Below are 25,644 nucleotides of genomic sequence, written 5' to 3'. Positions count from 1 at the left end.
ACGCGGTGGGCGCCGCGGGCGGCGCCTCGGGACGGGCCGTCGCGGCCGACGGCATCGTCACGGCGAGGGCGACCGCCCCCACGCCGGCGGCGGACAGGGCAACGATGCGCGAGGTCATGTTCTCCGACGCTAGAACCGTCGGTACCTGTGCGCATCCTGAGAGCCGCGACGGCCGGCTCCAGACCCGGCATACCGGGAGGTTCAGGGCAGTCGGACGGTCCCGTCGGCGACGAGCACGGCCGGCCCGGCGAGCTCCACCGTGCCACTCGGGAGGACGCGGACGCGCAGCCGCCCGCCGGGAACGTCGACGACCCACTCGTCGCCCCCGCCGGCCCAGTACCGCGTCGCGAGGGCGGCGGCGCAGGCGCCTGTCCCGCAGGACCGGGTCTCGCCCACCCCGCGCTCGTGGACGCGCATGGAAAGGTGCCCCGGGCCGAGCGGGCGGACGAGCTCGACGTTCGTTCCGTGCGGCGGCTGCGGGTGGACGGCGGGGGGGAGGTGGAGGTCCAGCGTGTCGAGGTCGACCTGCTCCGGCAGCGCGGCGACGGTGTGGGGGTTGCCGAGGTCGAGCGAGAGCGCCGAGAGCGGGTCGATCCCCGGAACGTGGACGAGCGCGTCATAGCCCTGGGCGGCCGCGGCGTCGGGCTCCGACAGCCGCCAGGCGCCGAGGTCGACGGCGATCGACCCGTCGGCCTCGAACCGGACCGACTTGACCCCCGTCCGGGTCGCGATGGTGATGTCGTCCCCCGCCTCGAGGCCCTCCCGCCGCAGATAGGCCGCGAAGACCCGTGTGCCGTTGCCGCACATCTCGGCGACGCTGCCGTCGGCGTTGCGGTAGTCCATGAACCACGCGGCCTGCTCGGCCTGCGCCCGGACCTCGGGCTCGTCGGCGAGCGCGCTCGGCACGACGCGGATCACCCCGTCCCCCCCGATGCCGGCCCGGCGGTCCGCGAGGTATGCGACGTCGGCGGCGGACAGCTGGAGGGCGCCGTCGAGGGCCGGGACGAGGACGAAGTCGTTCTCCGTCCCATGGCCCTTGGTGAAGGCGGTCTCCCTGCGCACGTCAGCCATTCTCCCCGAGACCCGCCGTGATCCCGTCGACGGCGCGCTCGACGGCGGCGAGCGCCCGCTCGAGGAGGTCGGGGCGTCCGGCGTCGAGCCAGTGCACGCGCGGGTCCGCTCCGAACCACGACTCCTGCCGGCGGACGAGCCGGCGGGTCCGCGCCGCCGTCTCCTCCTGCGCCTCGTCGGCGGTCAGGACGCCGTCGAGCTGCGCGAGCGCCTGGGCGTAGCCCACCGCCTTGGTCGCCGTCCGCCCCTCGCGCAGGCCGTGCCCCTCCAGCGCCCGCACCTCGTCGAGGAGTCCTGCCCGCCACATCGTCCGGACACGGGAGGCGACCCGCTCGTCGAGGGTCTCCCGTGGCATACGCAGGCCGATCGTCACCGTCGGGAGGAGGTGCTCGCGGGTCGGCATCGTCGCCGAGAACGGTCGGCCGGTGAGCTCGACGACCTCGAGGGCCCGAACGATCCGGCGGCCGTTGCGCGGCTCGATCGCCTGTGCCGCAACGGGATCGAGCCGGCCGAGGCGCTCGCGCAGCGCATCCACGCCGTCCCGCGCGAGCTCTGCTACGAGCCTCGCCCGGACGTCGGGGTCGGCGGGCGGGATGTCGAGCCGGTCGAGCGCCGCCCGGACGTAGAGCCCGGACCCGCCGACGACGACGGGGGTCCTGCCCCGGGCGCGGACGGCGGCGATGTCGGCGCGGGCTGCCGACTGGTAGGCGGCGAGGCTCGCCTCCTCGCTGACGTCGAGGATGTCGAGCTGGTGGTGCGGTATGCCGCGACGATCCGCCTCCGGCAGCTTGGCCGTCCCGATGTCCATCCCGCGGTAGAGCTGGAAGGCGTCGGCGTTGACGATCTCACCGTCGAGGGCGAGCGCGAGGTCGACCCCGAGGCCGGACTTGCCCGTCGCCGTCGGGCCGACGACGGCGACGACGGGATGCGTCACAGATCGTGCTCGTGCTCGACGTCGTCGTGCCCGAAGGGGTCGGGGTCGACACCCGGCATCCACGACAGACCCGGCACGCCCCACCCGTGCTTGCGGATGGCCTTCTTCGCCTTGCGGGACCACCGCTCGTCGAGCCGGTCGAGGTAGAGGAACCCGCCGAGGTGGTCGTACTCGTGCTGCATGCACCGCGCGAACCATCCGGTGGCCGTGAAGTGCAGCTCGGTGCCGTCGAGGGCGAGCCCGGAGACCTCGGCCTTCTCGCCCCGGCGCAGCGGGAAGGACTCGCCGGGCACCGACAGGCACCCCTCGGCCTCCTCGTGCGGGTCCGGGTGCCCGGCCGCGGGCTTCGTCGCGCTGACATAGGGGTTGATGACGACTCCCCGGGCCGGCACGCCGTCGTCGTTGGCCATGTCCCACGTGTAGATCCGCAGGCCGACCCCGATCTGCGGGGCGGCGAGGCCGACGCCGCGTGCCGCGTCCATCGTCTCGAACATGTCCGCGACGAGGGTGCGGATCTCGTCGTCGATCGTCTCGACGGCGACGGCCCGACGGTGGAGGACGGGATCGCCCGTGATGAGGACAGGCCGGATGGTCATGCCCCCATTGTCGCAACGGGAGGCCGCAGGTCCGGAATCGGGTGAGGCTCGCCCGCCCCGCGCCTGCTGACGCCTCAGGCCAGCGACGGGGCCGGCGTGAGGTCGGGGTGCAGCTCCCAGAACGTCGGGAAGAGCGCATCGCAGTCCTCCCTGTTGCCGACGTGGTGCAGCCTGAGGACGCTGCTGTCCTCGCCGCGCAGGAACCGGCGCAGATGCAGGTCGGTGAAGCCGGCGGCGTCGGCGTCGGCGCTCGTCGAGGCGAAGTAGCAGTCCGTGATGCCGGCCCAGATGATCGCCCCGACGCACATCGGGCAGGGCTCGCACGTCGCGTAGATCGTGCAGTCCGACAGGTCGAGCGTGTCCAGGGCCTTGCAGGCGTCGCGGATTGCGACCATCTCGGCGTGCTGCGACGGGTCCTTCTCGCCCAGCTGCCGGTTGCCCACCGTGACGACGACCTCGCCGCCACGGATGATCGTCGCGCCGAACGGGCCGCCGATCCCGCGGTGCATCCCGTCCAGCGTCTCGCGGGCGGCCATCTCGAAGTACTCGTCCATCATGTCCTCCTGGGTGTGGTGGTAGGGGTCGTCGGTCGCCACTCAGACGGAGCCCACGGCGCGGCTCGTACGCACCCGCAGGCCGATCGCATACCCGACGAACCCGATGACGAGCCCGACGAAGAACGCGAAGTTGTTGAGCTGGACGAGGAACGGCACGCCCTTCAGGGCGGCGCCGAGCATGGTCACGACGAAGCTTACGCAGAGCACGATGATGGCCAGCCGGTTGTACCCGCCGGGATGCTCGCCGTCGTCGCCCTCCGGGACATAGACGCGGTCGAGGTCGAGCCGGTCGCGACGCTCGACGTAGTAGCTCGCGAGCATGATGCCGGCGATCGGGCCGAACATCGAGCCGATGAAGCCGTAGAAGAGGAACAGCGTCTGCTGGCTCGCGACGAGCTTCCACGGCAGGATGAGCGTGCCGATGACGGCCGTGAGCACGCCGGCCGTCCGGACCGTGAAGACCTTCGGGAAGAGGGCGGTCATCTGCAGACCCGCCGGCAGCAGGTTCGCGAAGACGCAGAACGCCGTGGCGCCGGTGTTGAGGGCGAGGATGAGCAGGATGACCGCCAGGTTGGCGCCGACGTCGTGACCCATCTTGTCGAAGGCATACACGATGTTGAAGATCTCCTCGCCGAAGGCGATCTTCGTGCCGGCGATGATGGCGACCGTCACGATGGAGAACAGGATGTAGGACGTGATCATCCCGATGGGCAGGCCGAGCGCGGGGGCCCGGACCGACGTGGCGTTGCGGGTCATGTCGGACATGTTGACGATGGGTCCCGCCCAGTTCGACACCAGGGCGCTGACGCAGCCGACGAACACCAGCGGGCCGCTCATCGCCTTGGTCGGCTGGTAGTCGAGGATCGGGCCGAGGCCACCGGCCATCCGGAACGCCCACACCGCGCCGATGATGATGACGGCATACACGACGAGCGCGGACCACGTCCCGAAGAAGCCGAGCGCCTTGGAGCTGCTGACGAACAGCAGCACCGTGATCGTCCACAGGACGACGTAGGAGATGATCGTCGGCAGGTCGAGACCGAGGAGGCTGAAGCCGCCGCCCAGGTCCAGGTAGCCGGACCAGAACCGGCTGAACATGATGTTGAGGGTCTGAGCCCCCACGAACGTCGTCGTGCCGAAGAAGACGACGCCCGCGACGATCCCCCGAGCGAGGGCCGGCACGACGGAGCCCTTCACGCCGAAGGAGTCTCGCAGGAGCATGGCGAACGGCAGGCCGTACTTCGCTGCCGACCGCCCGTTGAGGACGTAGCCGGCCGACACGATGACCGCCGACAGCATGACGGCGGCGACGACCTGTGGGACGTTCAGGCCGAGGATGAAGAAGCCCGCCACCGTCATGTAGCTGAGGATGTTGTGGATGGGCCCCATCCACAGGGTGACGAAGTTGAAGGTGCCCCAGGTGCGCTGCTCCGGCTGCATCGGCAGCACGTCCGTGGGGTAGCCCCGCCGCTCGTACTCGGCGAGCTTGTCGTCGTCGACTCTGACAAGGCCGGTGCCGACCTCGGCCTGGGCGGCCGCGGCGTTCACATTGGTCATCGGTGGTCTTCCTTCGGCTACGGCAGGCGGGGCGCCGGCCCGGGTGAGTTCGACCTCGGGCGGAAACGACCTCGGTCTCGAGGGGATTGCGCGTCCACGGGGACGCTCGCGCCCCCGGCGGTGTCCGCCGGGGTAGGTCGGGAGGCTGTGGGGGCCGGACCGGACCGGCCCCCACAGCGAGTCAGCCCTCCGTCGCCGGCCCGGCCTGGAACCGCTCGGCGAGCGCGATGATCGCCTTGTCGAAGGCCTCGACGGGCGGATGCGTGATGCCGGCGCCGATCATCCCGATGCCGGCCTCCTTGTGGGCGATCGCCGTGTTGATGATCGGCAGGATGCCGGACACCTGGACCTTCTGGACGTCGATGCCGGTCGGCACACCGGTGAAGCCCAGGAGCGGGATCGTGACGTTGGGGTTCTCCCCCGTCGTGATCTCCGCCATCTGGCGCGTGACGTCGACCGCCTCGTCGACGGTGCCGCCGACGAGCGCGACGATCGCCGGCGCGGCCGACATGGCGAAGCCGCCGATGCCGTACGTCTCGGTGATCGCGCTGTCGCCGATGTCGAGACCTGAGTCCTCCGGCCGGTAGCCGGCGAACATCGGGCCGACGACCGGCTGAGCCGGACCGGTGAACCAGGTGTTGCCGCCGATGCCCGAGACCCGCAGGCCGTGCTCGACGCCGTTGCGCGCCATCGTCGTGAGGACCGTCGAGAACTCGATGCCGTGCGCGGCGTCGAGGGCGGCCTTGGCCATCGCCATCCAGGTCGGTCCCGAGAAGTAGTCGGAGGACGCGACGAAGTCGAAGACCTGGACCTTGAGCTCGGTGGGGAAGCTCGTCTGGACGATCCCGGGGGCGAGCGCCTGGATGAGCAGCGTGGTGCCCGCCACGTTCCGGTTGTGACACTCGTCGCCCATGTGCACTGCCCGTGCCAGCATCAGGCGCAGGTCGATCGGCCCGCCGATCTCCATGGCCTCCTTGAGGATCGGGCCGAGGACGTCGCGCATCCAGACGAGCCGGTCGATGACGCTCCGGTCGTTGGCCCCCATCCGCAGCACCTTGGCCAGCTGCTCGGACAGATTGGTGTAGGAGCGGTTGCCGTAGGTGGCGTTCTCGACGACGTGCATGTACATCGAGGCCGAGGTGACGCCGGCCATCGACCCGACGCAGCCGTGCTCGTGGCAGGGCGCGAAGGTGATCTCGCCGGAGGCGGCGACGCGGCGGGCGTCCTCGAGATCGGCGGCCAGCCCCTCGAAGACGAGGGCGCCGGTGACGGCGCCGCGCATGGAGCCGGACATGTCGTCGAAGGCGATGGGCGGGCCGGCGTGCAGGATGGTGGTCCTCGTCATGCCGGGCACGACGTCGATGGCCTGGCCGAAGCCGACGAGCATCGGCTGTGAGGTCGTGATCCGTTCCAGGGCCTCCCTGTTGGCGGCCTCGATCCGCGCGGCGATCTCGGGTCGCTCGAGCACCTCGATCGCGGCGAGCACCTCCGGCCGTCCGCCGCCCGGCGGCGTCCACTGCAGATGGGTCACCTCTGCACCTTGCGCGGTCAGGTCGTCGGCGAACATCTCCAGACCGACGTTGACGACACTGAGGTCGGTATCGAACAGGTCCGCGATGGCGCTCATCGGCTCTCTTCCTTCCAGACGAACTCACGGGCGAGCAGGCCTGTGTTCGTGCTGCTGCTCGCGATGGTCACGCCGGCCTGCTCAAGTGCGGAGACCTGGCTGGCGATGGACGGGGTGTCCAGGTCGGTGCCGAGGACGTACCCGAGGACCTCCAGGTGACGCCCGGAGGACTCGGCGATCGCCTTCGCCTCGCGGATGGCCGGCAGCGTCACTCCGACGGGGTCCTCGTGCGAGCCGTAGCCGAGGATGAAGTCCATGGCGATGACCCCGACCCGCGGGTCCTTGGCCTCCTCCACGATCCGCGCCATCCGCAGTGACGGGTCGATCATCGGATGGGGGCGCCCGTTGGTGAAGGCGTCGTCGCCGAAGTCGAGGAACGTATGCTCGCGGCTGGCGTCGGCGGCCTCCAGGCGCCGGCTCGGGTCCTTCTGGATGTTGGACCAGACGTCGTCGTAGCGCTCGAGAGCGGCATACATGACCTCGTCGCAGATCGTTCCCCCGCAGAACAGGCCGCGGATGTACCGCTGCTCGGGGCCGAGCTTGGTGCGGACCTCCTCGATGAGGGGCCAGTTCAGGGCGTGGAGGTCCAGCTCGCTCTCCGACGCTCCGTCGAGCAGCACGGCGGCGAGCGCGGCCGGCTTGGTCCCTGACGCGAAGTGGCCTCCGGCGGCGGCGACGGCCTCCTCCGACCCGCCGATGAAGCAGACGACGACAGGCTTCCCGGCGTCCTTGATCTCGGCGAGGACCTTCCTCTCCACGCTCGGAGCCGGCGGCTTGGACACCAGGACGATGACCTGGGTCGCCGGGTCGGCTGCCAGCGCCCGGATGCCGTCGATCATCATGATGCCGCCGACCTCCTCGGAGAGGTCGCGGCCGCCGGTGCCGATGAGCTGGGACACACCACGTCCGAAGTCGTGGATCCGGACGCTCACCTCCTGGCTCCCCGTGCCCGATGCGGCGACGATGCCGATCGACCCCGGACGGACGGCGTTGCCGAAGCACAGGGCGACGTTGTTGATGATCGCCGTGCCGCAGTCGGGCCCCATCATGAGCAAGCCCTTCTCGTGGGCCAGCCGCTTGAGGGCCACCTCGTCCTCGACGGCGACGTTGTCGCTGAACATCATGACGTGCAGGCCGTTGTCCAGAGCCTGCCGCGCCTCGCGTGCCGCGAAGGCGCCGTTGACCGCGATGACCGCAAGATTGGCTCCGGGCCGACCGGCAGCCGCGGCGCCCACCGTCCGGTAGGTGACCTGGTGCTCTCCGCCGGTCTCCGTCTTTCGGGTGAGGAGTTCCTCGACAGCCGCGATCGCCTCGTCGGTCGACAACGAGGCGTCGGTCTCGACGAGGATCATGAGGTCCCCGGTTCCCGCCGCCTCGAGCTCGGGCGTGAGCAGGTCGAGGCTGCCCAGAACGCCCTTGTTCATGTCCGTGCCCATGGCGACGAACGCCTGGACGACGCCCTCGACCTGGTTGGCCTTGGTGGAGATCGACATCAGTGACACTGAGTCGACGTAGGTGTTCTTCTTGACGACGACTCTGGTGGTCACGCCGCGCCTCGCAGTTCTCTCTCTAGGTGCAGGGCTGCCTGCATTCCGGTCACGATGTCGGTGCCTGATGTCTTGCCGATGCTGATCACCTTCCGCGCCGCGGGACGGAGGGCCTCGGCGTCGCCCGCGGCGACGGCGCTGAGGACGGAGACGATCGACTCCCGCACACGGCCCCGGGTGGCCTCGTACATGGCGGTCCAGCTGATCGCGTTGGTGCGGGCCCGGCAGGTGGCCACGAGCTCGACGGCCCAGGGCGCCAGTGCGTGAATGCGGGTTCCGGGCGCGGCGAGCGCCGCCGCGAGGCCGGTGAGGAAGTCGTCGCCGGACGGGGTCAGGCCGGGACCGAGGCCGATGAGGCGCTCGGCCCATCGGCCGGCAGCGTCGAGGTCACCGGTCCCGAGTGACTCGATGAGCCGCTGGGTCGCCTCCGCCAGCGTGCGCGACACCCCGGTCTCGATCGTCCCGGCCGGCTCCGGGCGCGGACGGATGCCGCCACGACGTCCCTCACGATCGAGGATCCGCCCCAGCTCGGTCGCCATCCGCGCGAGCCCGTCCGACTCCGCCTCTCCTGCGAGGTCCGGCAACTCGGCGGTCCAGGCCGTCGCCTTCGCCACGTCGACGGTGAACCGGCCGTGGCATACCAGTCGGCCGTCCCGGGCCAGGACGTGCGCGCCCGGCCGCGCCCGGAGCGGCGCCATCGACGGCACCTCCACGACGAGGGTGTTGGGCGCGTTGTCGACGTCGCGGGCAACGAGGCTCACCAGGCCCACGTCGGCCGTCCGCACGTTGACGACGGAGTCGAAGACACTGTGGACGGCTCCCTCGAGACGTCCGGTCCGGATCCGCTCGAGGAGTCGGCCGTCCGCCGTCAGTGCGGTCGCCGTGGTGACCATGGTCGTGCGCCTCAGGCGCCGAACTCGGCGAGGGTCTCGACGATCTCGTGGAACCCCTTCTCCCGGGCCAGGTCGATCGGCGCGACACCCCACTGGTCGGTCATCTGGGGGTCGGCGCCATGCTCGAGGAGGAGCCGGATGATCTCCTGCTGCACCGGCCCGCCGTCGCGCAGGATGATCGCCTCGATGAGCGCGGTCCAGCCGACGAAGTTCGTCAGGTTGACGTTGATGTCGGTCGTCGTGAGCAGCTCACGGACGATGTCGAGGTGGCCCTTCTCGGCGGCCGGTGTCAGGCCATTCCCGCCGAAGCGGGTGAGTCGCTGCAGGTCGGTGCCGGCGGCGACCATGGTGCGGACGAGGGTGAGGTCGTCGTGGATGCATCCCCAGATGAAGGGGTTGAAGCACTTGTCGTCCTGCGCGTCGATGTCTGCGCCGGCCCCGATGAGATGCCGCACGACCTCGAGGTGGCCGCCCATCGCGGCGAGCAGGATCGCCGACCGCCGCTGGGGGGTCCGAGCGTCGATCGGGGCACCTGCAGCGAGCTCAGCCCGCACCTGGTCGAGGTCGCCGTTCTCCGCGGCCTTGAGATAGGCGCTCGGGTCATGCGTTGCCATTGTCGTGGATCTCCTTGCAGTCGAACGGATCTGGCGCTGATGGTGGGCGAGTGACGACAGCTCCGGGAGCACCGCTCCGAGATTTGCTACTACACACCGTAGCAGATCGGTATACCGGATGCCGTCTACGGTATATGGCTATGATGCCACCATGCGCGTCCTTCTCGCTCTCGGTGGCAATGCGATGGTCGGCCCGGACGGCTCGACCCACCCCGTTCACCAGATGGCTGCCGTCCGCACGGTCGCTGGCCACGTCGCCCGGCTCGTGTCGATCGGGCACGACGTCGTGATCACCCACGGCAACGGTCCCCAGGTCGGCAACATCCTCGTCAAGCAGGAGATGGCGGCCACCGTCCTGCCGCCGGTTCCGCTCGACTGGTGCGGTGCCATGACCCAGGGGTCGATCGGCTTCCTCTTCCTCGATGAGCTCGACGCGGCGTTCGCCGAGGCCGGCCTCGATCGTCGATCGACCGCCCAGGTCACCCGCACCCTCGTCGCCGCGGACGACCCCGCCTTCGCGACTCCCACGAAACCGGTCGGTCGCTTCCTTCCCGAGGAGGACGCGCGGGTCATGGTCGCGCACGGCCAGAACTGGGTGGATACCGGCGAGCAGGGGTGGCGCCGCGTCGTCCCGAGCCCCGAGCCGCTGGAGATCGTCGACGCGCCGGCGATCCGCGCCGCGCTCGAGGCCGGCTTCACGGTCGTCGCGAACGGTGGCGGCGGCATACCCGTCATCCGCACCTCTTCGGGCCGCCTCGAGGGCGTCGAGGCCGTCGTCGACAAGGACCTCGGCGCCGTGACCCTCGCGCGGGCCATCGGCGTCGACGCCCTCGTCCTCGCGACCGATGTCGAGCACGCCGTCGTCGGCTGGGGCACCCCGGACGCCCGCCCGGTCGAGCAGGTCACCCCGTCCGTGCTGCGCGACCTCGCCGACGAGGGCCACTTCCCCGCAGGGTCGATGGGTCCCAAGGTCGACGCGGCCTGCCGGTTCGTCGAGCAGGGCGGTGGCCTGGGAGTCATCACCTCCCTCGACCGCATCCCCGAGGCGCTCAAGGGCGAGACGGGGACGCGCGTCGTGCCGGAGTGACTCGGTCCGGGGCGCGTCGCGTCTCGGTGACGACAGGAACCACGACCGACTGTCGGTAGGGTTGGGGTCGATGACCGATGCCCCGCACCTCGCCCACGGACTTCCGGCCATCGGTGCTACCCATCGGTCGTTGCGAGAGCAGGTCGCCGAGGTGATCCGGCAGCGCATCGTGTCCGGCGACATGCCACCGAACACCCGCCTCATCGAGCGCACGCTCGCCGAGGAGCTCGGCGTGTCCCGGGTGCCGGTCCGGGACGCGCTCAACCTCCTCAAGGGCGAGGGCTTCGTCACCGAGGTGCCTCGCCGCGGGGTCGTCGTCACCCAGATGTCGCGCCACGACGTCGAGGAGCTCTTCGACGTGCGAGAGGCCCTCGAGGTCCTCTCCGTGCGTCTCGCCACCGCGCGCGCCACGCCGGAGGAGCTGGTCTCCCTCGGGGCCGTCCTCGACGACGCGCAGGCGGCCATCTCCACCGAGAACAAGGTCGGGGTCGGCTGGTGCAACCAGACCTTCCACGACGCCATCACGACGATCGCGCACAACAGCCTCCTCGCCTCGATCCTCGAGCCGCTGCAGGGACGGTTGCACTGGCTGCTGCGCCAGAACGACGACCCGATGGTGCTCCACATGGAGCACGTGGAGCTCTATGACGCCATCGCGAGCGGCGACGTCGAGGAGGCGGCCCGCGTCTCGCTCAAGCACATCAACACCAGCCGCACCATCTGCCACGACCTGCTCTACGGCGACGACCACCGGGGGTGAGCATGGCCCGATGGACGCGGATGCGGCGTTCTGGGTCGTGAGTCACGATGTCCAGTGCCCCGTAGGCTCGGGGGAAGGGACGCGAACATGTCCCCGATGAGAGTGCGGGTCTCGTCGTCGATCGTCTCGACGGGGTGGGCGCGCCGGTTAAGGACGGGATCACCCGTGATGAGGACAGGCCGGATGCTCATGCCCCGATGTCGCAACGGGCCGGCTCCGCCCGGAGTCGGGTGGAAGGGCTCCTGGGCGGCCTCCGCGCTCCCTGGGCGGCGGTGTCGGGCCGGCGTGCTCCCGGGAGCGGCCCGATGGGACCGGATGATCCCTTTCAAGGCGGTGTGCAAACATGAGCGTCGGCGTGCCGCCAGAGGCGACGGCACGACGGACGGGGAGGTTCCTCATGTCGGAGTTCTCGGCGCAGGCATACAACGCGTGGTGGCAGGCTCGGCTCGATGCCTGGTCGCAGGTCGAGGAGGAGGCCGACCGGCGGGTGAGATCCGTCGATCCGGAGCGCGCCGAGGCCATGACGGCCGCCATCGAGAAGGACCTGGAGCTCCTCTCGCACATCGAGCGCTACTGGGCATACCCGGGCAAGGACGGGTTCCTGCGGATCCAGGAGCTGTTCCGGACCGGGGGGCCCGTCGAGTTCGCGCGGGCCGTCGCGCAGGTGAAGCGCGGGGTCAGTGCCGACTACTCCTATGGCGCCACCGAGACCCGGTCCTCGTCGGACCTGGCCTCGGACGGGGTGGAGAGCCTCGAGCCGAACGGCACCGGGAGACAGCGCTACTTCGAGGTGCTGGTCGTCGAGCGGATGACGGTGGAGCAGGAGCGCGCGCTCCGCGAGGACCTGCGGCGCTGGCGCCGTCCCGACGACGAGTTCATCTACGACATCGTCGTCGTCGGCAGCGGGGAGGAGGCCTTCGTCGCGATGTGGCTCAACCCGACGATCCAGGCCTGTGTCATCCGGAAGCGGTTCGGGCACGCCTCGTCGCACGACCTCAGCCTGCTCTCGCAGTTCCTCGACCCGGGGGTGCGCGACCGCCTCGATCGGCACACGCCGCGTGAGCGGATCGACATCCTCGCCGACGAGCTGAGCGAGATCCGGCCCGAGGTCGACCTCTACCTCATGACGGAGGTCGCCGTCGAGGAGGTCGCGGGGAGCCTCAGCCCACACTTCCGTCGCGTCTTCCACGCCCGGGAGGGTCTGCTGGAGCTGCACCTCAGCATCCTGGACGGCGTCGCCCACCGTTACCGCACCCCCTTCTTCGACGCACTCCGGTCGTATGCGCACCGGCCCACCGGGTCGTTCCACGCGCTGCCGATCGGCCAGGGCAAGTCGGTGGTGACGTCGCACTGGATCAACGACATGGTCGACTTCTACGGCCTCAACATCTTCCTCGCCGAGACGTCGGCGACCGGCGGTGGGCTCGACTCGCTGCTCGAGCCGACGGGTCCGTTGCGGGACGCCCAACAGCTCGCCTCCGAGGCCTTCGGATCCACGCGCTCCTACTTCGTCACGAACGGGACCTCGACGGCGAACAAGATCGTCGGCCAGGCCAACGTCGGGCCGAACGACATCGTCCTCGTCGACCGCAACTGTCACCAGTCCCACCACTACGGCCTGATGCTCGCGGGCGCCAGGGTGAGCTATCTGGACGCCTACCCGCTCAACGAGTACGCCATGTACGGTGCCGTGCCGCTCACCGAGATCAAGGGCAAGCTCCTCGACCTGAAGCGGGCCGGCAAGCTCGACCGGGTCAAGATGGTCATGCTCACCAACTGCACCTTCGACGGGATCCTCTACGACGTGCAGCGGGTGATGGAGGAGTGCCTGGCCATCAAGCCCGACCTCGTCTTCCTCTGGGACGAGGCGTGGTTCGCCTTCGGCCGGTTCCATCCCGTGTACCGCACGCGGACGGCCATGTACTCGGCGGAGCGGCTCGTCCACCGTCTGCGCAGCCCCGAGCTGCGCGAGCGCTTCGAGGAGCAGGCGGCCGCGCTCGGCGACGACCCCGACGACGAGACGCTGCTGACCACCCGCCTCGTGCCCGACCCGGACCGTGCCCGGGTGCGGGTGTATGCGACGCAGTCGACGCACAAGACGCTCACCTCGCTGCGTCAGGGGTCGATGATCCACGTGTTCGACCAGGACTTCAGCGGCAAGGTCGCGGAGGCCTTCCACGAGGCATACATGGCGCACACCTCCACCTCGCCGAACTACCAGATCCTCGCCTCCCTCGACATCGGCCGTCGACAGGCGGCGCTCGAGGGATACGAGCTCGTGCAGAAGCAGCTCGAGTTCGCGATGCGGCTGCGGGACGCGATCGACAACCATCCGCTGCTGCGCAAGTACATGCGCTGCCTCAGCACGGCCGACCTCATCCCCGAGGCATACCGGCCGTCGGGCATCAGCCAGCCGCTGCGCAGCGGGCTGCGGAACATGATCAACGCCTGGGACCACGACGAGTTCGTCCTCGACCCCTCCCGCATCACGCTGTCCATCGCGGCGACGGGCATCGACGGCGCGACCTTCAAGAGCGAGCAGCTGATGGATCGCTTCGGCATCCAGATCAACAAGACCTCACGCAACACGGTGCTCTTCATGACGAACATCGGCACGTCGCGCAGCTCGGTGGCCTACCTCATCGAGGCCCTCGTCTCGATCGCTCGCGACCTCGAGCGCAAGTTCGACGAGATGAGCCCGTGGGAGTTCGATGCGCACCGCCGGGCGGTGGCCCGGCTCACCGCCGCGTCGGCGCCGCTGCCGAACTTCGGCGGCTTCCACGAGGCGTTCCGTGAGCCCTCGGACCCGCCCACTCCCGAGGGTGACATGCGCAAGGCGTTCTTCGGCACCTACGCCGACGGCGCCTGCGAGTACGTGCTCCAGGCGAACGTCGAGGAGCGCGTCCGCGCCGGCGAGAAGCTCGTCTCGGCCACCTTCGTCACCCCGTACCCGCCCGGCTTCCCCGTGCTGGTGCCCGGGCAGGTGATCACCGAGGACGTTCTCGAGTTCATGGCGCGCCTCGACACGCCGGAGGTCCACGGCTACCAGGCCGAGGTGGGGTACCGGATCTACCGCGGCTCGGCGCTGCCCGCTCCGAAGGTGCCGAGCTCGCCGAACGGGACGTCGACGTCTGCCTCGGTGTCCGTCGACGGCCTGCCCATGGACGGTGCCGGCGACGGGTCGAGCCCCGAGCCCGCGGCCGTCGCCTCCGCGGCCTCGTCGCGCAGGCGCTCGTCCCGATCCCGCGCCGGGGCCGTGGCGGGGGCGAAGAGCGCCCCCGACGGCGCATAGCAGCCGCGTGCGAGGTCGGCGGTCGGCGGTCGAGGTATGCGGTGACGCTCCCGAGGTCACCAGACACCTCCACCCACGAGATCGACGCGCCGGTCGAGGTATCCAACGACGCTCCCAAGGTCACCAGATACCTCCACCCACGAGATCGACGCGGCGGCCGAGGTATCCAACGACGCTCTCAAGGTCACCAGATTCCTCCACCCACAAGATCGACGCGGCGGCCGAGGTATCCAACGACGCTGCCAAGCGTCACCAGATACCTCCACCCACAGCACCGACGCGCCGGCCGAGGTATGCGGTGACGCTCCCGAGGTCACCAGATACCTCCACTCGCCGACGGGGGGTTCCCCGGCCACCACGGATACGGCAGTCTGGGGCGCAGGGTCACGGCACCGAGTGACCCGTGACCTCGAGGGAAGGACACGCTCATGGGTTTCCTGGACGACGCGAAGGAGAAGCTCGGCGAGCTCAAGGCCGAGCACGCCGACCAGGTGGAGAAGGTCAGCGACCAGGCCATCGACAAGGCCGGCGACGTCGTCGACGAGAAGACGGGCGGCAAGTACGCCGACCAGGTCGACACGGCGCAGCAGAAGGCCGACGACGCCATCTGACCCTCTCCTCGTCCGTGACCCGGACCATCGGTGAGTGCGCGAACCGGTCGATCAGGCGGTATGGCCGCGGAGTGCAACCACCTCAGGTGGAAGCCCGCGGGGTCGGACAGGTGTGGCCGTAAGGGCGCCGGTGAGGACGAGCCGGTCGGGTCAGGCGCGGCAGGCCGGGACCGCCACGGGAGGTGACGTCGGTATGCCGAGGCCCGGCATACCGAGGGAGACCGCCGGCTTGCGCACTCCGCCGGGGTGACCTCCGGCACCGCGGGAACCGCCGTCCTGGAGGGCGGCCCAGGCGTCGCCGCCGGCCGTCCGGCGCACGGCATACCGGCCCCCGCCCCGGCCGCTGTCCGCGACGAGATGGTGGGGGGCGCCGTAGGTGACCGCGACGGTGACGAGGTCTCCGGGCCGGGGCGCCTCGGCGCCGTCGGGAACCGCGAAGTGGACGAGCCGGTTGTCGCGGGCCCGGCCGGACCTGCGGGCGGTCACGTCGTCCTTGCGGCCCTCGCCCGTCGCGACGAGCACCTCGACCTCGTGACCCTCGAGGGCGCGGTTGCCGGCCCAGGAGACCTCCTCCTGGACGGCGATGAGCCGGTCGTAGCGCTCTTGGACGACCACCTTGGGCAGCTGGTCGGGCATGCTGGCCGCCGGGGTGCCGGGGCGGATGGAGTACTGGAAGGTGAAGGCGCTCGAGAAGCGCGCGGCACGGACGATGTCGAGGGTCGCCGCGAAGTCGGCCTCGGTCTCGCCGGGGAATCCGACGATGATGTCGGTCGTGATCGCCGCATCGGGCATCGCCGTGCGAACGCGCTCGATGATCCCGAGGAACCGCTCGCTGCGGTAGGACCGCCGCATCCGCCGGAGGACGGCGTCCGAGCCCGACTGGAGGGGCATGTGGAGGCTCGGCATGACGTTCGGGGTCTCCGCCATGGCCGCGATGACGTCGTCGGTGAAGGCCGCCGGGTGCGGGCTGGTGAACCGCACCCGCTCGAGCCCCTCGATCTCGCCGCAGGCACGCAGCAGCTTCCCGAAGGCGTACCGGTCGCCGAACTCGACACCGTAGGAGTTGACGTTCTGGCCGAGGAGGGTCACCTCGACGACGCCCTGCTCGACGAGCGCGCGCACCTCGGCGAGCACATCGCCGGGGCGGCGGTCGGCCTCCTTGCCCCGCAGGCTCGGCACGATGCAGAACGTGCACGTGTTGTTGCAGCCGACGGAGATGGACACCCATCCGCTGTATGCCGAGTCGCGGCGCGTCGGCAGCGTCGAGGGGAACGTCTCGAGCGACTCCTTGATCTCGACCTGCGCCTTGCGGTTGTGGCGGGCGCGCTCGAGGAGGACGGGCAACGAGCCGATGTTGTGCGTGCCGAAGACGACGTCGACCCAGGGCGCCCGCTCCACGATCGTGCTGCGGTCCTTCTGGGCGAGGCAGCCGCCGACGGCGATCTGCATCTCCGGGTTCCGGCTCTTCGCCGGTCGGAGCTGGCCGAGGTTGCCGTAGAGCTTGTTGTCGGCGTTCTCGCGGACGGCGCACGTGTTGAAGACGACGACGTCGGCCGTGTCGGGGCGTTCGTCCGCCGGGAGGCTCTCGAGATCGACGTAGCCGGCCGTCTCCAGCAGACCCGCGAGGCGTTCGGAGTCATGGACGTTCATCTGACACCCGTGGGTCCGCACGTCGTAGGTGCGGACGCGGGCGGTGGTCTCGGTCGTCATGGCCCGTCAAGGGTACGTCGACGGACCCCGTCGCCCGGAACCGGAGATACCTCGACTGCGACGCCGACCGCGCGGGTGAAGGTATCCGGCGACCTCCGCAGCGTCATCAGACACCTCGACCGCCACGCCGACCACGCGAGTGGAGGTATCCGGCGACCTCCGCAGGGTGACCGAGCACCCGAGCACCTGCGGACCCGGCGAGATGGGACCGATCGGGACCGTCGTTACGATCGATCTCATGTGGCGCTGGGGGCGACAGCTGCTGTGGGTGGGGGTCGTGGCCTTCCTCGTCTCCCTCGTCTGGGCGTGGTTCGCGTTGCCGGCGGAGGACATCCCCACCCACTGGTCGGGCTCCGGCCCGGCGGACGACTACCAGTCGAGGGCCCTGTTCCTGCCCCTGCTCGGGCTGTTCGGTGCCGCGGTCACGGCGGTGCTCCTCGGTGTGGCCCGCCTCATCGGGCGGTCCCGCCGGCTCGTCGGGCTCAACGTGCCGAACCGCGAGGAATGGGCCCGAGCCGAGAACCACGCGGAGGCCGTGCGTCGGCTGTGGTCGTCGATGTCCGGTCTGGCCGGACTCATGCTCCTCCTCTTCGCCGCCATCCCTCTCATGTCGTGGCTCGCCGTCCGCTCACCGGACCACGAGCTGCCCGGTGCCGCCACCACGCTGATCGTCGTCTTCGTCGCCGCCCTGACGGGATGGATCGTCGTCGTGCTCCGCGCCTTCGCCTCGCCGGGTAGCCGGCCCTGAGCGGCGGTCCCCAGGATGTCAGTCGCGTCGGTGCTCGGGCGCGTCGGCCAGGGCGTCCCGGATGACGGCGTATGCGACGTCGCCCGGGTAGCCCTTGCGGGCGAGCATCCCGGCGAGCCGGCGCGTCTGGACCGTGACGTCGAGCCCGTGGAGGGTGCGCAACCGCTTGTCGACGAGCTCCCTCGCCCGGCGGCGCTCCTGCGCGGGGTCGACGTCGTCGAGGACGGCAGCCGCCGTGTCGTCGTCGACACCCTTGGTCCGCAGCTGGTGGGCCAGCGCCCGCCGAGCCAGCCCGGCACCGGCCTGCTTGGACCGGACGAGCATCTCGGCATACGCGGCGTCGTCGACGAGCCCGACCTCCGTCATCCGGTCGAGGACGGACTCGGCCACGTCGGGCGGGCACCCCTTGCGCGCGAGCGCCTGGCGCAGCTGCTCCCGCGTCTTCGGCGCGTTCGTCAGCTGGCGCAGCACGATGGCGCGGGCCACGGCATACGGGTCGCCGCGCTGCTCCGCCCCGTCCTCGGGTGTCTCGCCATCGGGTGCTTCGTCGACGAGCTCACCGAGATCGGCGAGCTCACCATGCTCGCCGCGCTCGAGGCGCGCGACCGCCGCCCGGAGCTCGTCCAGGGCAGCGGCCGCGTCGCCTCCTCGACGCCCGTCGGGTTGGGTGGTCACGGCCTCGTCAGAAGTCGACGGGGACCTCGGGCACGTCGGCGGGCTCGTCGAGCCGTGGTCCGACGCCGAGCTTCTCCTTGATCTTCTTCTCCAGCTCGTCGGCGAGGTCAGGGTTGTCCCGGAGGAACTGCCGGGCATTCTCCTTGCCCTGACCCAGCTGGTCGCCGTCGTAGGTGTACCAGGCGCCCGCCTTGCGGACGAAGCCCTGGTCGACGCCCATGTCGATGAGCCCGCCCTCGCGTGAGATGCCCTGGCCGTAGAGGATGTCGAACTCGGCCTGCTTGAACGGCGGGGACACCTTGTTCTTCACGACCTTGACCCTCGTCCGGTTGCCGACGGGGTCGCTGCCGTCCTTGAGCGTCTCGATCCGGCGGACGTCGAGACGGACCGACGCGTAGAACTTCAGCGCCTTCCCACCTGTCGTCGTCTCCGGTGAGTTGTGGACCATGACGCCGTCGACGAAGTAGTTGTGCGTTCCGTCGACCTCGATGTCGAACCGGTGCATCGACCGGGTCCGCGGCTTCACGTGGACATCGAGGACCCGAGCCGGCACGAGGACCTCCCGCGGCGTCGCGAACTCGGGCTCCGCCGCGAAGCGGCCACGCAGCCGGGGCAGCAGCTTGTCATCCATCGACGGGTGGACGTAGGGCGCGACGAGTTCGTGGAAGCGAGCCGTGCCCGCTGTCGTCAGCTGCAGGTAGGCCTTCTGCCCGACACCTCGCGGTGCCACCCGACAGTCGATGCCGTGCGTATCGCGCAGGTAGGCCACCAACCGCTCGCGGCTCGGCCCGCTCATCGCCTCGACACAGAGCTCGGAGCGGCCCGAGAGACCGGCGGTCCGCTGCTGCTGCGGGCCCTTGGACCGAATGGTGAACGACCCGCTGTCCAGGTACCAGATGGCCAGGGCCAAGGGGGTGAGCGCCTTGAGGTAGTCCTCGCCGAGGTGCTTCTTGCCGTCGCCCCAGTAGACGACCTCGCGCAGCTCGTCGAGCTCGGGCAGCGGCGTGAGGTCGAGGTGCACGGAGCCGTCGGGACGGACCGAGCGGCTCTGGCCGATGTTGCCCAGCAGCTCGGCCTTCCAGTCGAGGTAGTCGGCCTGCCGGGCCCCGTGGCCCATCCGGAACCGAACACCGTGCCTACCCCGCAGGTTGGGGGCGAGGTGACCGTCACCCATGAGCCCGCCGAGGATGACCTGCCACTGCTGGTCGGAGAGCCGAGCCGTCTCGGACACCATGACCCGGTCGCCCGCGAGGAGCTCGCCGGCCTCGCGCCATCCGCCGGGGGTCCGGATGAGGTGATTGTCCGTCGCGCCGAACTGCGAGCGACCGTTGCCGCCCGAGCGCTCGACGGTGACCTGCAGGAATCGGTCGGTCGCTCCGTTGTCGAACCAGTTGGTCACCGGCCGGCTGACGACGGAGTTCGTCTCCGGGTCATAGGTCCGCACCTCGACCGGCATCCTCCGGTTGACGATCGTGCCGATCTTCTCCGTCGACCCGTCGGCGAGCGTGACGCGCGTGCCGTAGGAGAAGCACCCGAACATGACGCCGATCTTCTCGCGGAGCTGGTTGATGAAGATCGCCGTCGTGCCGGTCGTGTTGAGGGCGCCGGTGATCTTGCGCAGCGCCTGGCTCATGAGCCGGGCCTGGAGGCCGACATGGCTGTCGCCCATCTCCCCCTCGATCTCGGCGCGCGGCACGAGCGCGGCGACCGAGTCGATGACGATGATGTCGATGGCGCCGGAGCGGATGAGCATGTCGGCGATCTCGAGGGCCTGCTCGCCGGTGTCGGGCTGGCTGACGAGGAGGGCGTCGATGTCGACGCCGAGGTTCTTGGCGTACTCCGGGTCGAGGGCGTGCTCGGCGTCGATGAACGCCGCGATGCCCCCGGCCTTCTGCGCGCTGGCGACGGCGTGGAGCGCGACGGTCGTCTTGCCGCTGCTCTCCGGGCCGTAGATCTCCACGACCCGACCCCGCGGCAGGCCGCCGATGCCGAGGGCGACGTCGAGGGAGATCGACCCCGTCGGGATGACGTCGATCGGGGGACGGACGTCGTCGCCGAGGCGCATGACCGCACCCTTGCCGTACTGCTTCTCCACCTGGCCCATGACGAGGGCGAGGGCCTTGCCCTTGTCCTCGGCGCTGCGAACCCCGGTAGCTGCTGCTGCCATGTCACACCTGTCTCTCTCGTGTCGTCGTGTCGCGCCCACCTTCGACCCCACGTGCCGTCCGATGCGGATGTCGAGCGCGTCGGGTCAGACGCTAGGCGGAGCCACCGACAGCCCACCGCCCCCGCATACCGCCTGGGGACGACCTCGGCCGATGTCACCGTCCTGTGGATGACTGTAGACGAACGAATGTTCGAGATTGCGCAACGGCGCGCCGACACGCCGGAGCGGTATGCCGGTGGGACCGCGAGGAGGCCCCCGTCCCGCCGAGGCCCGCTCGAGTGTCACACTGCGCTCGTGACATCCGCACGACCCAATGTCCTCCTCGTCATGTTCGACCAGGTCGCCCCCGCAGCCCTCCGCTGCTACGGCAACCCCGTGACGCGGACCCCGACCATCGACCGCCTGGCCCGGACGGGAGTCGTCTTCGACGCGGCATACAGCAACAGCCCGCTGTGCACCCCGGCGCGCTACTGCATGATGACCGGCCAGCTGCCCTCGGCGACCCACGGCTACGACAACGCCGCCTATCTCGCGAGCACCATCCCGACCTTCGCCCACTACGCCCGGCTCGCCGGGTACCGGACGGTCCTCGACGGGAAGATGCACTTCGTCGGTCCGGACCAGCTCCACGGGTTCGAGGAGCGGCGGACGACGGACATCTACCCCGCGGACTTCGGGTGGACGCCGAACTGGCTGCAGCCGGACGAGCGCATCGACTGGTGGTTCCACAACATGGACTCGGTGACGCAGGCTGGCGTCGCGGAGGTGACCAACCAGCTCCTCTTCGACGACGAGGTCGGGCACCAGGGGGTCCGGGCCCTCCACGACCTCGCGCGGTCCGACGACGACCGGCCGTGGCTGCTCGTCGTCAGCTTCACCCACCCCCACGATCCGTACGTGACCCGGGGTCGCTACTGGGACCTCTACGAGAACGCCGAGATCCCCCTGCCCGCCGTCGGCGCGGAGGACGTGCCGGCCGACCCGCACACGCTCCGGCTGCGCGCCGTGAGCGCCATGGACGAGGTCGACATCACCCCCGACGACGTCCGCCGGGCCCGCCGGGCCTACTACGGCAACCTGTCCTACCTCGACGAGTGGACGACCCGGCTCACCGAGACCCTCACGTCGCTCGGAGTCGCCGACGACACGATCGTCATCCTCCTCGCCGACCACGGCGACATGCTCGGCGAGCGCGGGCTCTGGTACAAGATGAACTTCTTCGAGGGCTCGGCCCGCGTGCCGCTCATCGTCAACGCGCCGACCCGCTTCGCTCCCCACCGGGTGTCCGACCCCGTCTCCCTCGTCGACGTCCTGCCGACCATCACCGAGCTCGCCGGGGAGGGCGTCCCGCCGAGCGTCGATCCGCTCGCCGGGCGGTCGCTGCTCGACCTGTGCCGCGGCGACGCACGCGACGACGGGGTCGAGCGGGAGGTCATCGGCGAGTACATGGGCGAGGGGGCGATCGCCCCCATCGTGATGATCCGCCGGGGCGACCTGAAGTACGTCCACTCCCCCGTCGACCCCGACCAGCTCTACGACCTCGCCGCGGACCCGGAGGAGCGGGTCAACCTCGCGGAGGACCCCGACTGGTCCGCGCGCGTCACGCGGCTGCGCGCGGAGGTCGGCGAGCGGTGGGACCTCGACGCGCTCTACGACGACGTCGTCGACGACCAGGCCAGGCGCCGGCTCGTCAACGCGGCGCTCCGCACCGGCGTCGTCACGCCGTGGGAGTACACCCCGCCGCTCGACGGGACGCGGCAGTACATGCGCAACCACCTCGACCTCAACGAGGTGGAGCGCACGACCCGCTTCCCCCCGGTGGCGCCCCGGTAGGGCCGGCCGCTCCTCTCCTCAGCGCAGGAGGAGGCGCTCGATGCGGCGGGAGGCCCCGACGACACCGAGGATGCCGAGGGCGAGGAGGTATGCCACGTGCCAGAGGACGGAGGCGTCCACCTCGCCGAGCATGAGGGCACGCTCGAGGGCCACCCCGTGGTAGAGCGGCGTCGCCTGGACGACCCACTGGAGCGGGGTCGGGAAGGTCGACAGCGGGAAGAAGGTCGTCGAGAAGAGGAACATCGGCTGGATCGCGAGCGTGATGTAGTCGAAGTCCACCCATGAGCGCATGAAGGTCGTGGCGAACGTGCCGACCGCGGCGAAGGCGAACCCGATGAACACGGCCGCCGGCAGCGCGAGCAGCGCCGACCAGGAGTGCACCACCCCGGCGAGGAGCGCGACGAGGAGGAAGGCCGCCGAGTAGAGCCCACCGCGCAGGAGCGACCACGACACCTCGCCGACAGCGATGTCCCGGGGGCCGAGCGGCGTCGCGAGCATCGCGTCATACAGCTTGGCGTACTTCATCTTGAAGAAGACGTTGAACGTCGAGTCGTAGACGGCGCCGTTCATGGCGGAGGCGGCCAGCAGCGCCGGGGCGACGAAGGCCGCATACGTCACGACGGAGCCGCGGTCCGTCGTGACGTGGGGCACGAGGGCGCCGACCCCCACCCCGAGCGAGAAGAGGTAGAAGACCGGCTCGAGGAAGCCGGTGACCAGGGCGATCCACCCGTGGCGGAACGAGGTGATGTTGCGCAGGACGACCATCCGCGCCAGCCCGGCACCCGCGGGGATGGGCAGCACGGCTGCGCGCCGGCGGGTCGCGGCAGGGGCGGTCGGCGCCGTCATCGGACGAGCCGCTTCGCGAAGGACCGGCGGGCGAGGACCCAGCCGACGCCGACGTAGAGGAGGAGGACGGCCAGGTGCCCCGCGTCCGCGAGCGGGGAGAAGGAGGCGTAGGCCGCGGCCCGGCACAGCTCGACCCCGTGCCAGAGAGGCGTGACCCACGCGACGGCACGGAGCACGGCGGGCAGCTGGTCGACGGGGAAGAACGTGCCGGAGAAGAGCATGAGCGGAGTGACGAGCAGCCGGTAGAGGATGTTGAAGCCGTCGTCGCCCTCCTGCCGCGCCGAGTAGGCGAAGATCGGGACGGTGAACGCCAGCCCGGTGAGCACGGCGACGGGGATCGCGAGGAGCACCCACCACGAGGCGAAGGCCCCGAAGAGCGCGGCCACGGCGACGAAGATCGTCGTCGCGAGGACGAGATGGCCGGTGACCGCGAGCAGGTGGCCGAGGAGGACGTCGGCCACCGACAGCGGCGTGGCGAGCATGGACTCGTACATCCGGTTCCACTTGATGTAGGCGAGGACCTGGTAGGTCGACTCCCCCATGGCGACCCACATCGCCTGCGTCGCCACGATGGCGGGCACGACGAACTGGAGGTAGGACCGGCCGTCGACGCCGCCGGATGAGCTGTCGACGAGCGACCCCAGGCCGAGTCCCATCGACAGGAGGAACAGCAGCGGCGAGAGGAAGCGGCCGATGATGCTGCCGCGCCAGATGCGCTTGTAGACCGTCGCGAAGTACCCGATGACGGCCAGCCGCCGCTCGGCGAGCCGCATGGGGGGCCGTGGGCCGGACCGCTCCCTGGCGGCCTGGACGGAGCTGGTGTCGGCGCTCATGTCAGTCGATGAGGCTGCGGCCGGTGAGATGGAGGAAGACGTCCTCGAGCGTCGAGCGCCGCACGAGGGAGGACAGCGGCCGGATGCCGCGGCCCGCGATCGCGGACATCGCCGCGTCGCCGTCGTCGACGTAGACGAGGAGTCGGTCGGGGAGCACCTCGACCCGCTCGCCGACTCCGTCGACGTCGTCGAGGCGGTCGCGGTGGTCGTCGAGGTCGAAGCGCAGCTCGAGCACCTCCCGCGTCGAGTGGGCGGATATGAGGTTGCGGGGCGACCCCTCGGCGACGATCCGGCCGTGGTCCATGACGACGAGCCGGTCGCACAGCTGCTCGGCCTCGTCCATGTAGTGCGTCGTGAGGACGAGGGTGACGCCCTGGCGCTTGAGCCGGAACAGCCGGTCCCACAGGATGTGGCGTGCCTGCGGGTCCAGTCCGGTCGTCGGCTCGTCGAGCAGGAGCACCTCGGGGCTGTTGATGAGGGAGCGCGCGATGGTGAGCCGCCGCTTCATCCCGCCGGATAGCGAGTCGACCTTGTGGCGGGCCCGCTCGGTGAGCTGGGCGAAGTCGAGCAGCTCCCTCGCTCGCTCCCGGACCTGCCGACCGGAGAGCCCGAAGTACCGGCCGTAGATCCAGAGGTTCTCCTCGACCGTGAGCTCCTCGTCGAGGTGGTCGGCCTGGGGCACGACGCCGAGCCGGGCCCGGATGGCCGGCCCGTCGGTCGCCGGGTCGAGGCCGAAGATCCGCAGCTCTCCCCCGCTGACCGGCGACACCGCACCGACCATGCGCATCGTCGAGGACTTGCCCGCGCCGTTGGGGCCGAGGAACCCGAACGCCTCGCCCCGGTGCACCGTCACGTCGATCCCGTCGACCGCGCGGAACTCACCGAACGTCTTGACGAGCCCCCGCGCCCGGACGAGCACGTCGTCGGCCACCGGCTGCCGGGGCACAGCCTGCCTCGGGTCGGTCACGGTATCCCTCACCCCGTCGACGCTACCGGCGACCGCCGACAGCGCCCACCGGTTATCGGACGAGCGGGGCCCTGTGCCTACGCCGGCATACCGGCCGACGCCGGCATACCGGCCGACGCCGGTGCGACGGGTGAGACCCCGACGCCCACGCAGACGAACCCTGCCGCCGCGGCGACGGCCGCGGCGTCGGAGGGGTCGACGCCGCTCTGGGCGCCGGCCAGGGCTGCGGCGACCGGCTCCCCACGGGCGAGGGATCGGTGGAGCGCGATCATGATGGGTGCCGTCTCGGCGTCCGGGATGGGCACGACCGAGGCGACGACGTGACGCGTGTCCCGCGCGAGGAATGCCGAGGAGAACCCGAGCAGCTCGTCCCCGGCGAGCACGACGTTGCGGCCGGCGTCGCACGCCGCGATGACGACGGTGTCGGCGCCGCGGTCCAGGCGCTCGAGGTCGTAGACGGTGAGCGGGCCGTCGGCGAGGGTGAGCGCCGAGAAGAGCGGGTTGTCGGCCCGGACCGTGCCGTGGACGCCGAGGTGGGCCAGCCGGGCGCCGCGGATCGCGTCGGTCACCCTCTCGTGGGTGGCGTCGGCACCGACGAGTGGAGCCGGTATGCCGTGGGTCGCCGCGATCAGTGCCGCCTCCGCCTCGGCTCCGGGGAGACCGGGGCCGGCCACGACGGCGACCTGGCCCGGCGCCGGCTCGCGGCGGGCGCCGTGCAG

22 protein-coding genes and 2 pseudogenes are annotated in these 25,644 nt (G+C 70.5%); 6 read left to right on the top strand and 18 right to left on the bottom strand.

What is annotated here, in order from left to right:
• Nucleotides 1–201: 201 nt before the first annotated feature.
• The 9 genes from dapF to BN12_RS06565 form a co-directional block, all read right to left on the bottom strand.
• A complete protein-coding gene (dapF, locus tag BN12_RS06605) occupies nucleotides 202–1,071 on the bottom strand; it encodes a diaminopimelate epimerase (RefSeq protein WP_048551072.1) in 870 nt (289 codons plus the stop codon).
• Nucleotides 1,064–2,005, bottom strand: coding sequence for a tRNA (adenosine(37)-N6)-dimethylallyltransferase MiaA (gene miaA / locus BN12_RS06600; RefSeq protein ID WP_048551070.1), 942 nt, complete (start codon nucleotides 2,003–2,005; stop codon nucleotides 1,064–1,066). Before miaA ends, dapF begins: the two co-directional genes overlap by 8 nt.
• Nucleotides 2,002–2,601, bottom strand: coding sequence for a peptide deformylase (def, locus tag BN12_RS26040; RefSeq protein ID WP_048551069.1), 600 nt, complete (start codon nucleotides 2,599–2,601; stop codon nucleotides 2,002–2,004). The genes miaA and def overlap by 4 nt, the downstream gene beginning before the upstream one ends.
• 74 nt (nucleotides 2,602–2,675) lie before the next feature.
• On the bottom strand, nucleotides 2,676–3,197 hold the full coding sequence (locus tag BN12_RS06590) for a nucleoside deaminase (RefSeq protein ID WP_200901165.1): 522 nt from the start codon (nucleotides 3,195–3,197) through the stop codon (nucleotides 2,676–2,678).
• A complete protein-coding gene (locus BN12_RS06585) occupies nucleotides 3,198–4,715 on the bottom strand; it encodes a cytosine permease (RefSeq protein ID WP_083454463.1) in 1,518 nt (505 codons plus the stop codon).
• A gap of 181 nt (nucleotides 4,716–4,896) precedes the next feature.
• Nucleotides 4,897–6,342 (bottom strand): YlbE family protein, encoded by a 1,446-nt coding sequence (locus tag BN12_RS06580; protein WP_048551068.1) that lies wholly within the window; start codon nucleotides 6,340–6,342, stop codon nucleotides 4,897–4,899.
• A complete protein-coding gene (fdrA, locus tag BN12_RS06575) occupies nucleotides 6,339–7,889 on the bottom strand; it encodes an acyl-CoA synthetase FdrA (RefSeq protein ID WP_048551066.1) in 1,551 nt (516 codons plus the stop codon). Before fdrA ends, BN12_RS06580 begins: the two co-directional genes overlap by 4 nt.
• A complete protein-coding gene (locus BN12_RS06570) occupies nucleotides 7,886–8,782 on the bottom strand; it encodes a DUF2877 domain-containing protein (protein WP_048551064.1) in 897 nt (298 codons plus the stop codon). The genes fdrA and BN12_RS06570 overlap by 4 nt, the downstream gene beginning before the upstream one ends.
• An 11-nt stretch (nucleotides 8,783–8,793) precedes the next feature.
• Nucleotides 8,794–9,396 carry an ankyrin repeat domain-containing protein gene (locus BN12_RS06565; RefSeq protein WP_048551062.1) on the bottom strand — a complete coding sequence of 201 codons (603 nt, stop codon included), beginning with the start codon at nucleotides 9,394–9,396 and terminating at the stop codon, nucleotides 8,794–8,796.
• A 151-nt stretch (nucleotides 9,397–9,547) separates the two neighbouring features.
• Here BN12_RS06565 and BN12_RS06560 point away from each other — a divergent pair, with 151 nt between their 5' ends.
• The 4 genes from BN12_RS06560 to BN12_RS06545 all read left to right on the top strand — a co-directional run bounded on the left by BN12_RS06560 (nucleotide 9,548) and on the right by BN12_RS06545 (nucleotide 15,146).
• Nucleotides 9,548–10,483: a carbamate kinase gene (locus BN12_RS06560; protein WP_048551060.1), complete on the top strand. Its 936-nt coding sequence runs from the start codon at nucleotides 9,548–9,550 to the stop codon at nucleotides 10,481–10,483.
• A 70-nt stretch (nucleotides 10,484–10,553) separates the two neighbouring features.
• Nucleotides 10,554–11,243, top strand: coding sequence for a GntR family transcriptional regulator (locus tag BN12_RS06555; protein ID WP_048551058.1), 690 nt, complete (start codon nucleotides 10,554–10,556; stop codon nucleotides 11,241–11,243).
• Between the two features lie 343 nt (nucleotides 11,244–11,586).
• The gene (locus BN12_RS06550; protein ID WP_235432321.1) at nucleotides 11,587–14,535 is read left to right on the top strand and encodes an aminotransferase class I/II-fold pyridoxal phosphate-dependent enzyme; all 2,949 of its coding nucleotides are present in this window, start codon (nucleotides 11,587–11,589) and stop codon (nucleotides 14,533–14,535) included.
• Between the two features lie 428 nt (nucleotides 14,536–14,963).
• Nucleotides 14,964–15,146, top strand: coding sequence for an antitoxin (locus tag BN12_RS06545; protein ID WP_048551056.1), 183 nt, complete (start codon nucleotides 14,964–14,966; stop codon nucleotides 15,144–15,146).
• Nucleotides 15,147–15,296: 150 nt separating this feature from the next.
• Here the strand turns inward: BN12_RS06545 and miaB are convergent, their stop codons facing one another.
• The gene (miaB, locus tag BN12_RS06540; protein ID WP_048551054.1) at nucleotides 15,297–16,856 is read right to left on the bottom strand and encodes a tRNA (N6-isopentenyl adenosine(37)-C2)-methylthiotransferase MiaB; all 1,560 of its coding nucleotides are present in this window, start codon (nucleotides 16,854–16,856) and stop codon (nucleotides 15,297–15,299) included.
• Between the two features lie 238 nt (nucleotides 16,857–17,094).
• Here miaB and BN12_RS06535 point away from each other — a divergent pair, with 238 nt between their 5' ends.
• Nucleotides 17,095–17,604: a DUF1648 domain-containing protein gene (locus tag BN12_RS06535; RefSeq protein ID WP_162233059.1), complete on the top strand. Its 510-nt coding sequence runs from the start codon at nucleotides 17,095–17,097 to the stop codon at nucleotides 17,602–17,604.
• An 18-nt stretch (nucleotides 17,605–17,622) separates the two neighbouring features.
• Here the strand turns inward: BN12_RS06535 and BN12_RS06530 are convergent, their stop codons facing one another.
• The 4 genes and pseudogenes from BN12_RS06530 to recA all read right to left on the bottom strand — a co-directional run.
• Nucleotides 17,623–18,279: a regulatory protein RecX gene (locus tag BN12_RS06530; RefSeq protein WP_235432320.1), complete on the bottom strand. Its 657-nt coding sequence runs from the start codon at nucleotides 18,277–18,279 to the stop codon at nucleotides 17,623–17,625.
• Nucleotides 18,280–18,286: 7 nt separating this feature from the next.
• The gene (locus BN12_RS26570) at nucleotides 18,287–18,784 is read right to left on the bottom strand and encodes a hypothetical protein (protein WP_327152696.1); all 498 of its coding nucleotides are present in this window, start codon (nucleotides 18,782–18,784) and stop codon (nucleotides 18,287–18,289) included.
• Nucleotides 18,785–18,955: 171 nt separating this feature from the next.
• Nucleotides 18,956–19,819: pseudogene (locus BN12_RS26565) on the bottom strand (intein-containing recombinase RecA); the annotation flags it as partial.
• Nucleotides 19,811–20,446: pseudogene (gene recA / locus BN12_RS26560) on the bottom strand (recombinase RecA); the annotation flags it as partial. The pseudogenes BN12_RS26565 and recA, both read right to left, overlap by 9 nt.
• 294 nt (nucleotides 20,447–20,740) lie before the next feature.
• Here recA and betC point away from each other — a divergent pair.
• Nucleotides 20,741–22,279, top strand: coding sequence for a choline-sulfatase (gene betC / locus BN12_RS06520; RefSeq protein ID WP_200901164.1), 1,539 nt, complete (start codon nucleotides 20,741–20,743; stop codon nucleotides 22,277–22,279).
• 18 nt (nucleotides 22,280–22,297) lie between these two features.
• Here betC and BN12_RS06515 read toward each other — a convergent pair whose 3' ends face one another.
• The 4 genes from BN12_RS06515 to BN12_RS06500 all read right to left on the bottom strand — a co-directional run.
• A complete protein-coding gene (locus tag BN12_RS06515) occupies nucleotides 22,298–23,125 on the bottom strand; it encodes an ABC transporter permease (RefSeq protein WP_048551045.1) in 828 nt (275 codons plus the stop codon).
• Complete coding sequence (locus BN12_RS06510; protein ID WP_048551043.1) at nucleotides 23,122–23,958, bottom strand: ABC transporter permease; 837 nt, start codon at nucleotides 23,956–23,958, stop codon at nucleotides 23,122–23,124. Before BN12_RS06510 ends, BN12_RS06515 begins: the two co-directional genes overlap by 4 nt.
• Before the next feature lies 1 nt (nucleotide 23,959).
• The gene (locus BN12_RS06505; protein ID WP_235432319.1) at nucleotides 23,960–24,925 is read right to left on the bottom strand and encodes an ABC transporter ATP-binding protein; all 966 of its coding nucleotides are present in this window, start codon (nucleotides 24,923–24,925) and stop codon (nucleotides 23,960–23,962) included.
• A gap of 77 nt (nucleotides 24,926–25,002) precedes the next feature.
• The coding region (locus BN12_RS06500; RefSeq protein ID WP_048551038.1) for a CHAT domain-containing protein at nucleotides 25,003–25,644 on the bottom strand (642 nt) is incomplete at its 5' end.

Origin of the sequence: Nostocoides japonicum T1-X7 (assembly GCF_001046855.1) — a bacterium.
Taxonomy (GTDB): Bacteria; Actinomycetota; Actinomycetes; order Actinomycetales; family Dermatophilaceae; genus Nostocoides; species Nostocoides japonicum.
Note: the sequence above shows the minus strand (reverse complement) of the source record. Positions and strands in the feature narration are given on the sequence as shown.

Excerpts from the sequence above, each read along its gene's own strand:
- dapF (WP_048551072.1), bottom strand. The coding sequence starts at position 1,071 with ATGGCTGACGTGCGCAGGGAGACCGCCTTCACCAAGGGCCATGGGACG.
- def (WP_048551069.1), bottom strand. The coding sequence starts at position 2,601 with ATGACCATCCGGCCTGTCCTCATCACGGGCGATCCCGTCCTCCACCGT.
- BN12_RS06585 (WP_083454463.1), bottom strand. The coding sequence starts at position 4,715 with ATGACCAATGTGAACGCCGCGGCCGCCCAGGCCGAGGTCGGCACCGGC.
- BN12_RS06580 (WP_048551068.1), bottom strand. The coding sequence starts at position 6,342 with ATGAGCGCCATCGCGGACCTGTTCGATACCGACCTCAGTGTCGTCAAC.
- BN12_RS06570 (WP_048551064.1), bottom strand. The coding sequence starts at position 8,782 with ATGGTCACCACGGCGACCGCACTGACGGCGGACGGCCGACTCCTCGAG.
- BN12_RS06565 (WP_048551062.1), bottom strand. The coding sequence starts at position 9,396 with ATGGCAACGCATGACCCGAGCGCCTATCTCAAGGCCGCGGAGAACGGC.
- BN12_RS06560 (WP_048551060.1), top strand. The coding sequence starts at position 9,548 with ATGCGCGTCCTTCTCGCTCTCGGTGGCAATGCGATGGTCGGCCCGGAC.
- BN12_RS06555 (WP_048551058.1), top strand. The coding sequence starts at position 10,554 with ATGACCGATGCCCCGCACCTCGCCCACGGACTTCCGGCCATCGGTGCT.
- BN12_RS06550 (WP_235432321.1), top strand. The coding sequence starts at position 11,587 with ATGAGCGTCGGCGTGCCGCCAGAGGCGACGGCACGACGGACGGGGAGG.
- BN12_RS06545 (WP_048551056.1), top strand. The coding sequence starts at position 14,964 with ATGGGTTTCCTGGACGACGCGAAGGAGAAGCTCGGCGAGCTCAAGGCC.
- miaB (WP_048551054.1), bottom strand. The coding sequence starts at position 16,856 with ATGACGACCGAGACCACCGCCCGCGTCCGCACCTACGACGTGCGGACC.
- BN12_RS06535 (WP_162233059.1), top strand. The coding sequence starts at position 17,095 with ATGTGGCGCTGGGGGCGACAGCTGCTGTGGGTGGGGGTCGTGGCCTTC.
- BN12_RS26570 (WP_327152696.1), bottom strand. The coding sequence starts at position 18,784 with ATGCACCGGTTCGACATCGAGGTCGACGGAACGCACAACTACTTCGTC.
- BN12_RS06515 (WP_048551045.1), bottom strand. The coding sequence starts at position 23,125 with ATGACGGCGCCGACCGCCCCTGCCGCGACCCGCCGGCGCGCAGCCGTG.
- BN12_RS06510 (WP_048551043.1), bottom strand. The coding sequence starts at position 23,958 with ATGAGCGCCGACACCAGCTCCGTCCAGGCCGCCAGGGAGCGGTCCGGC.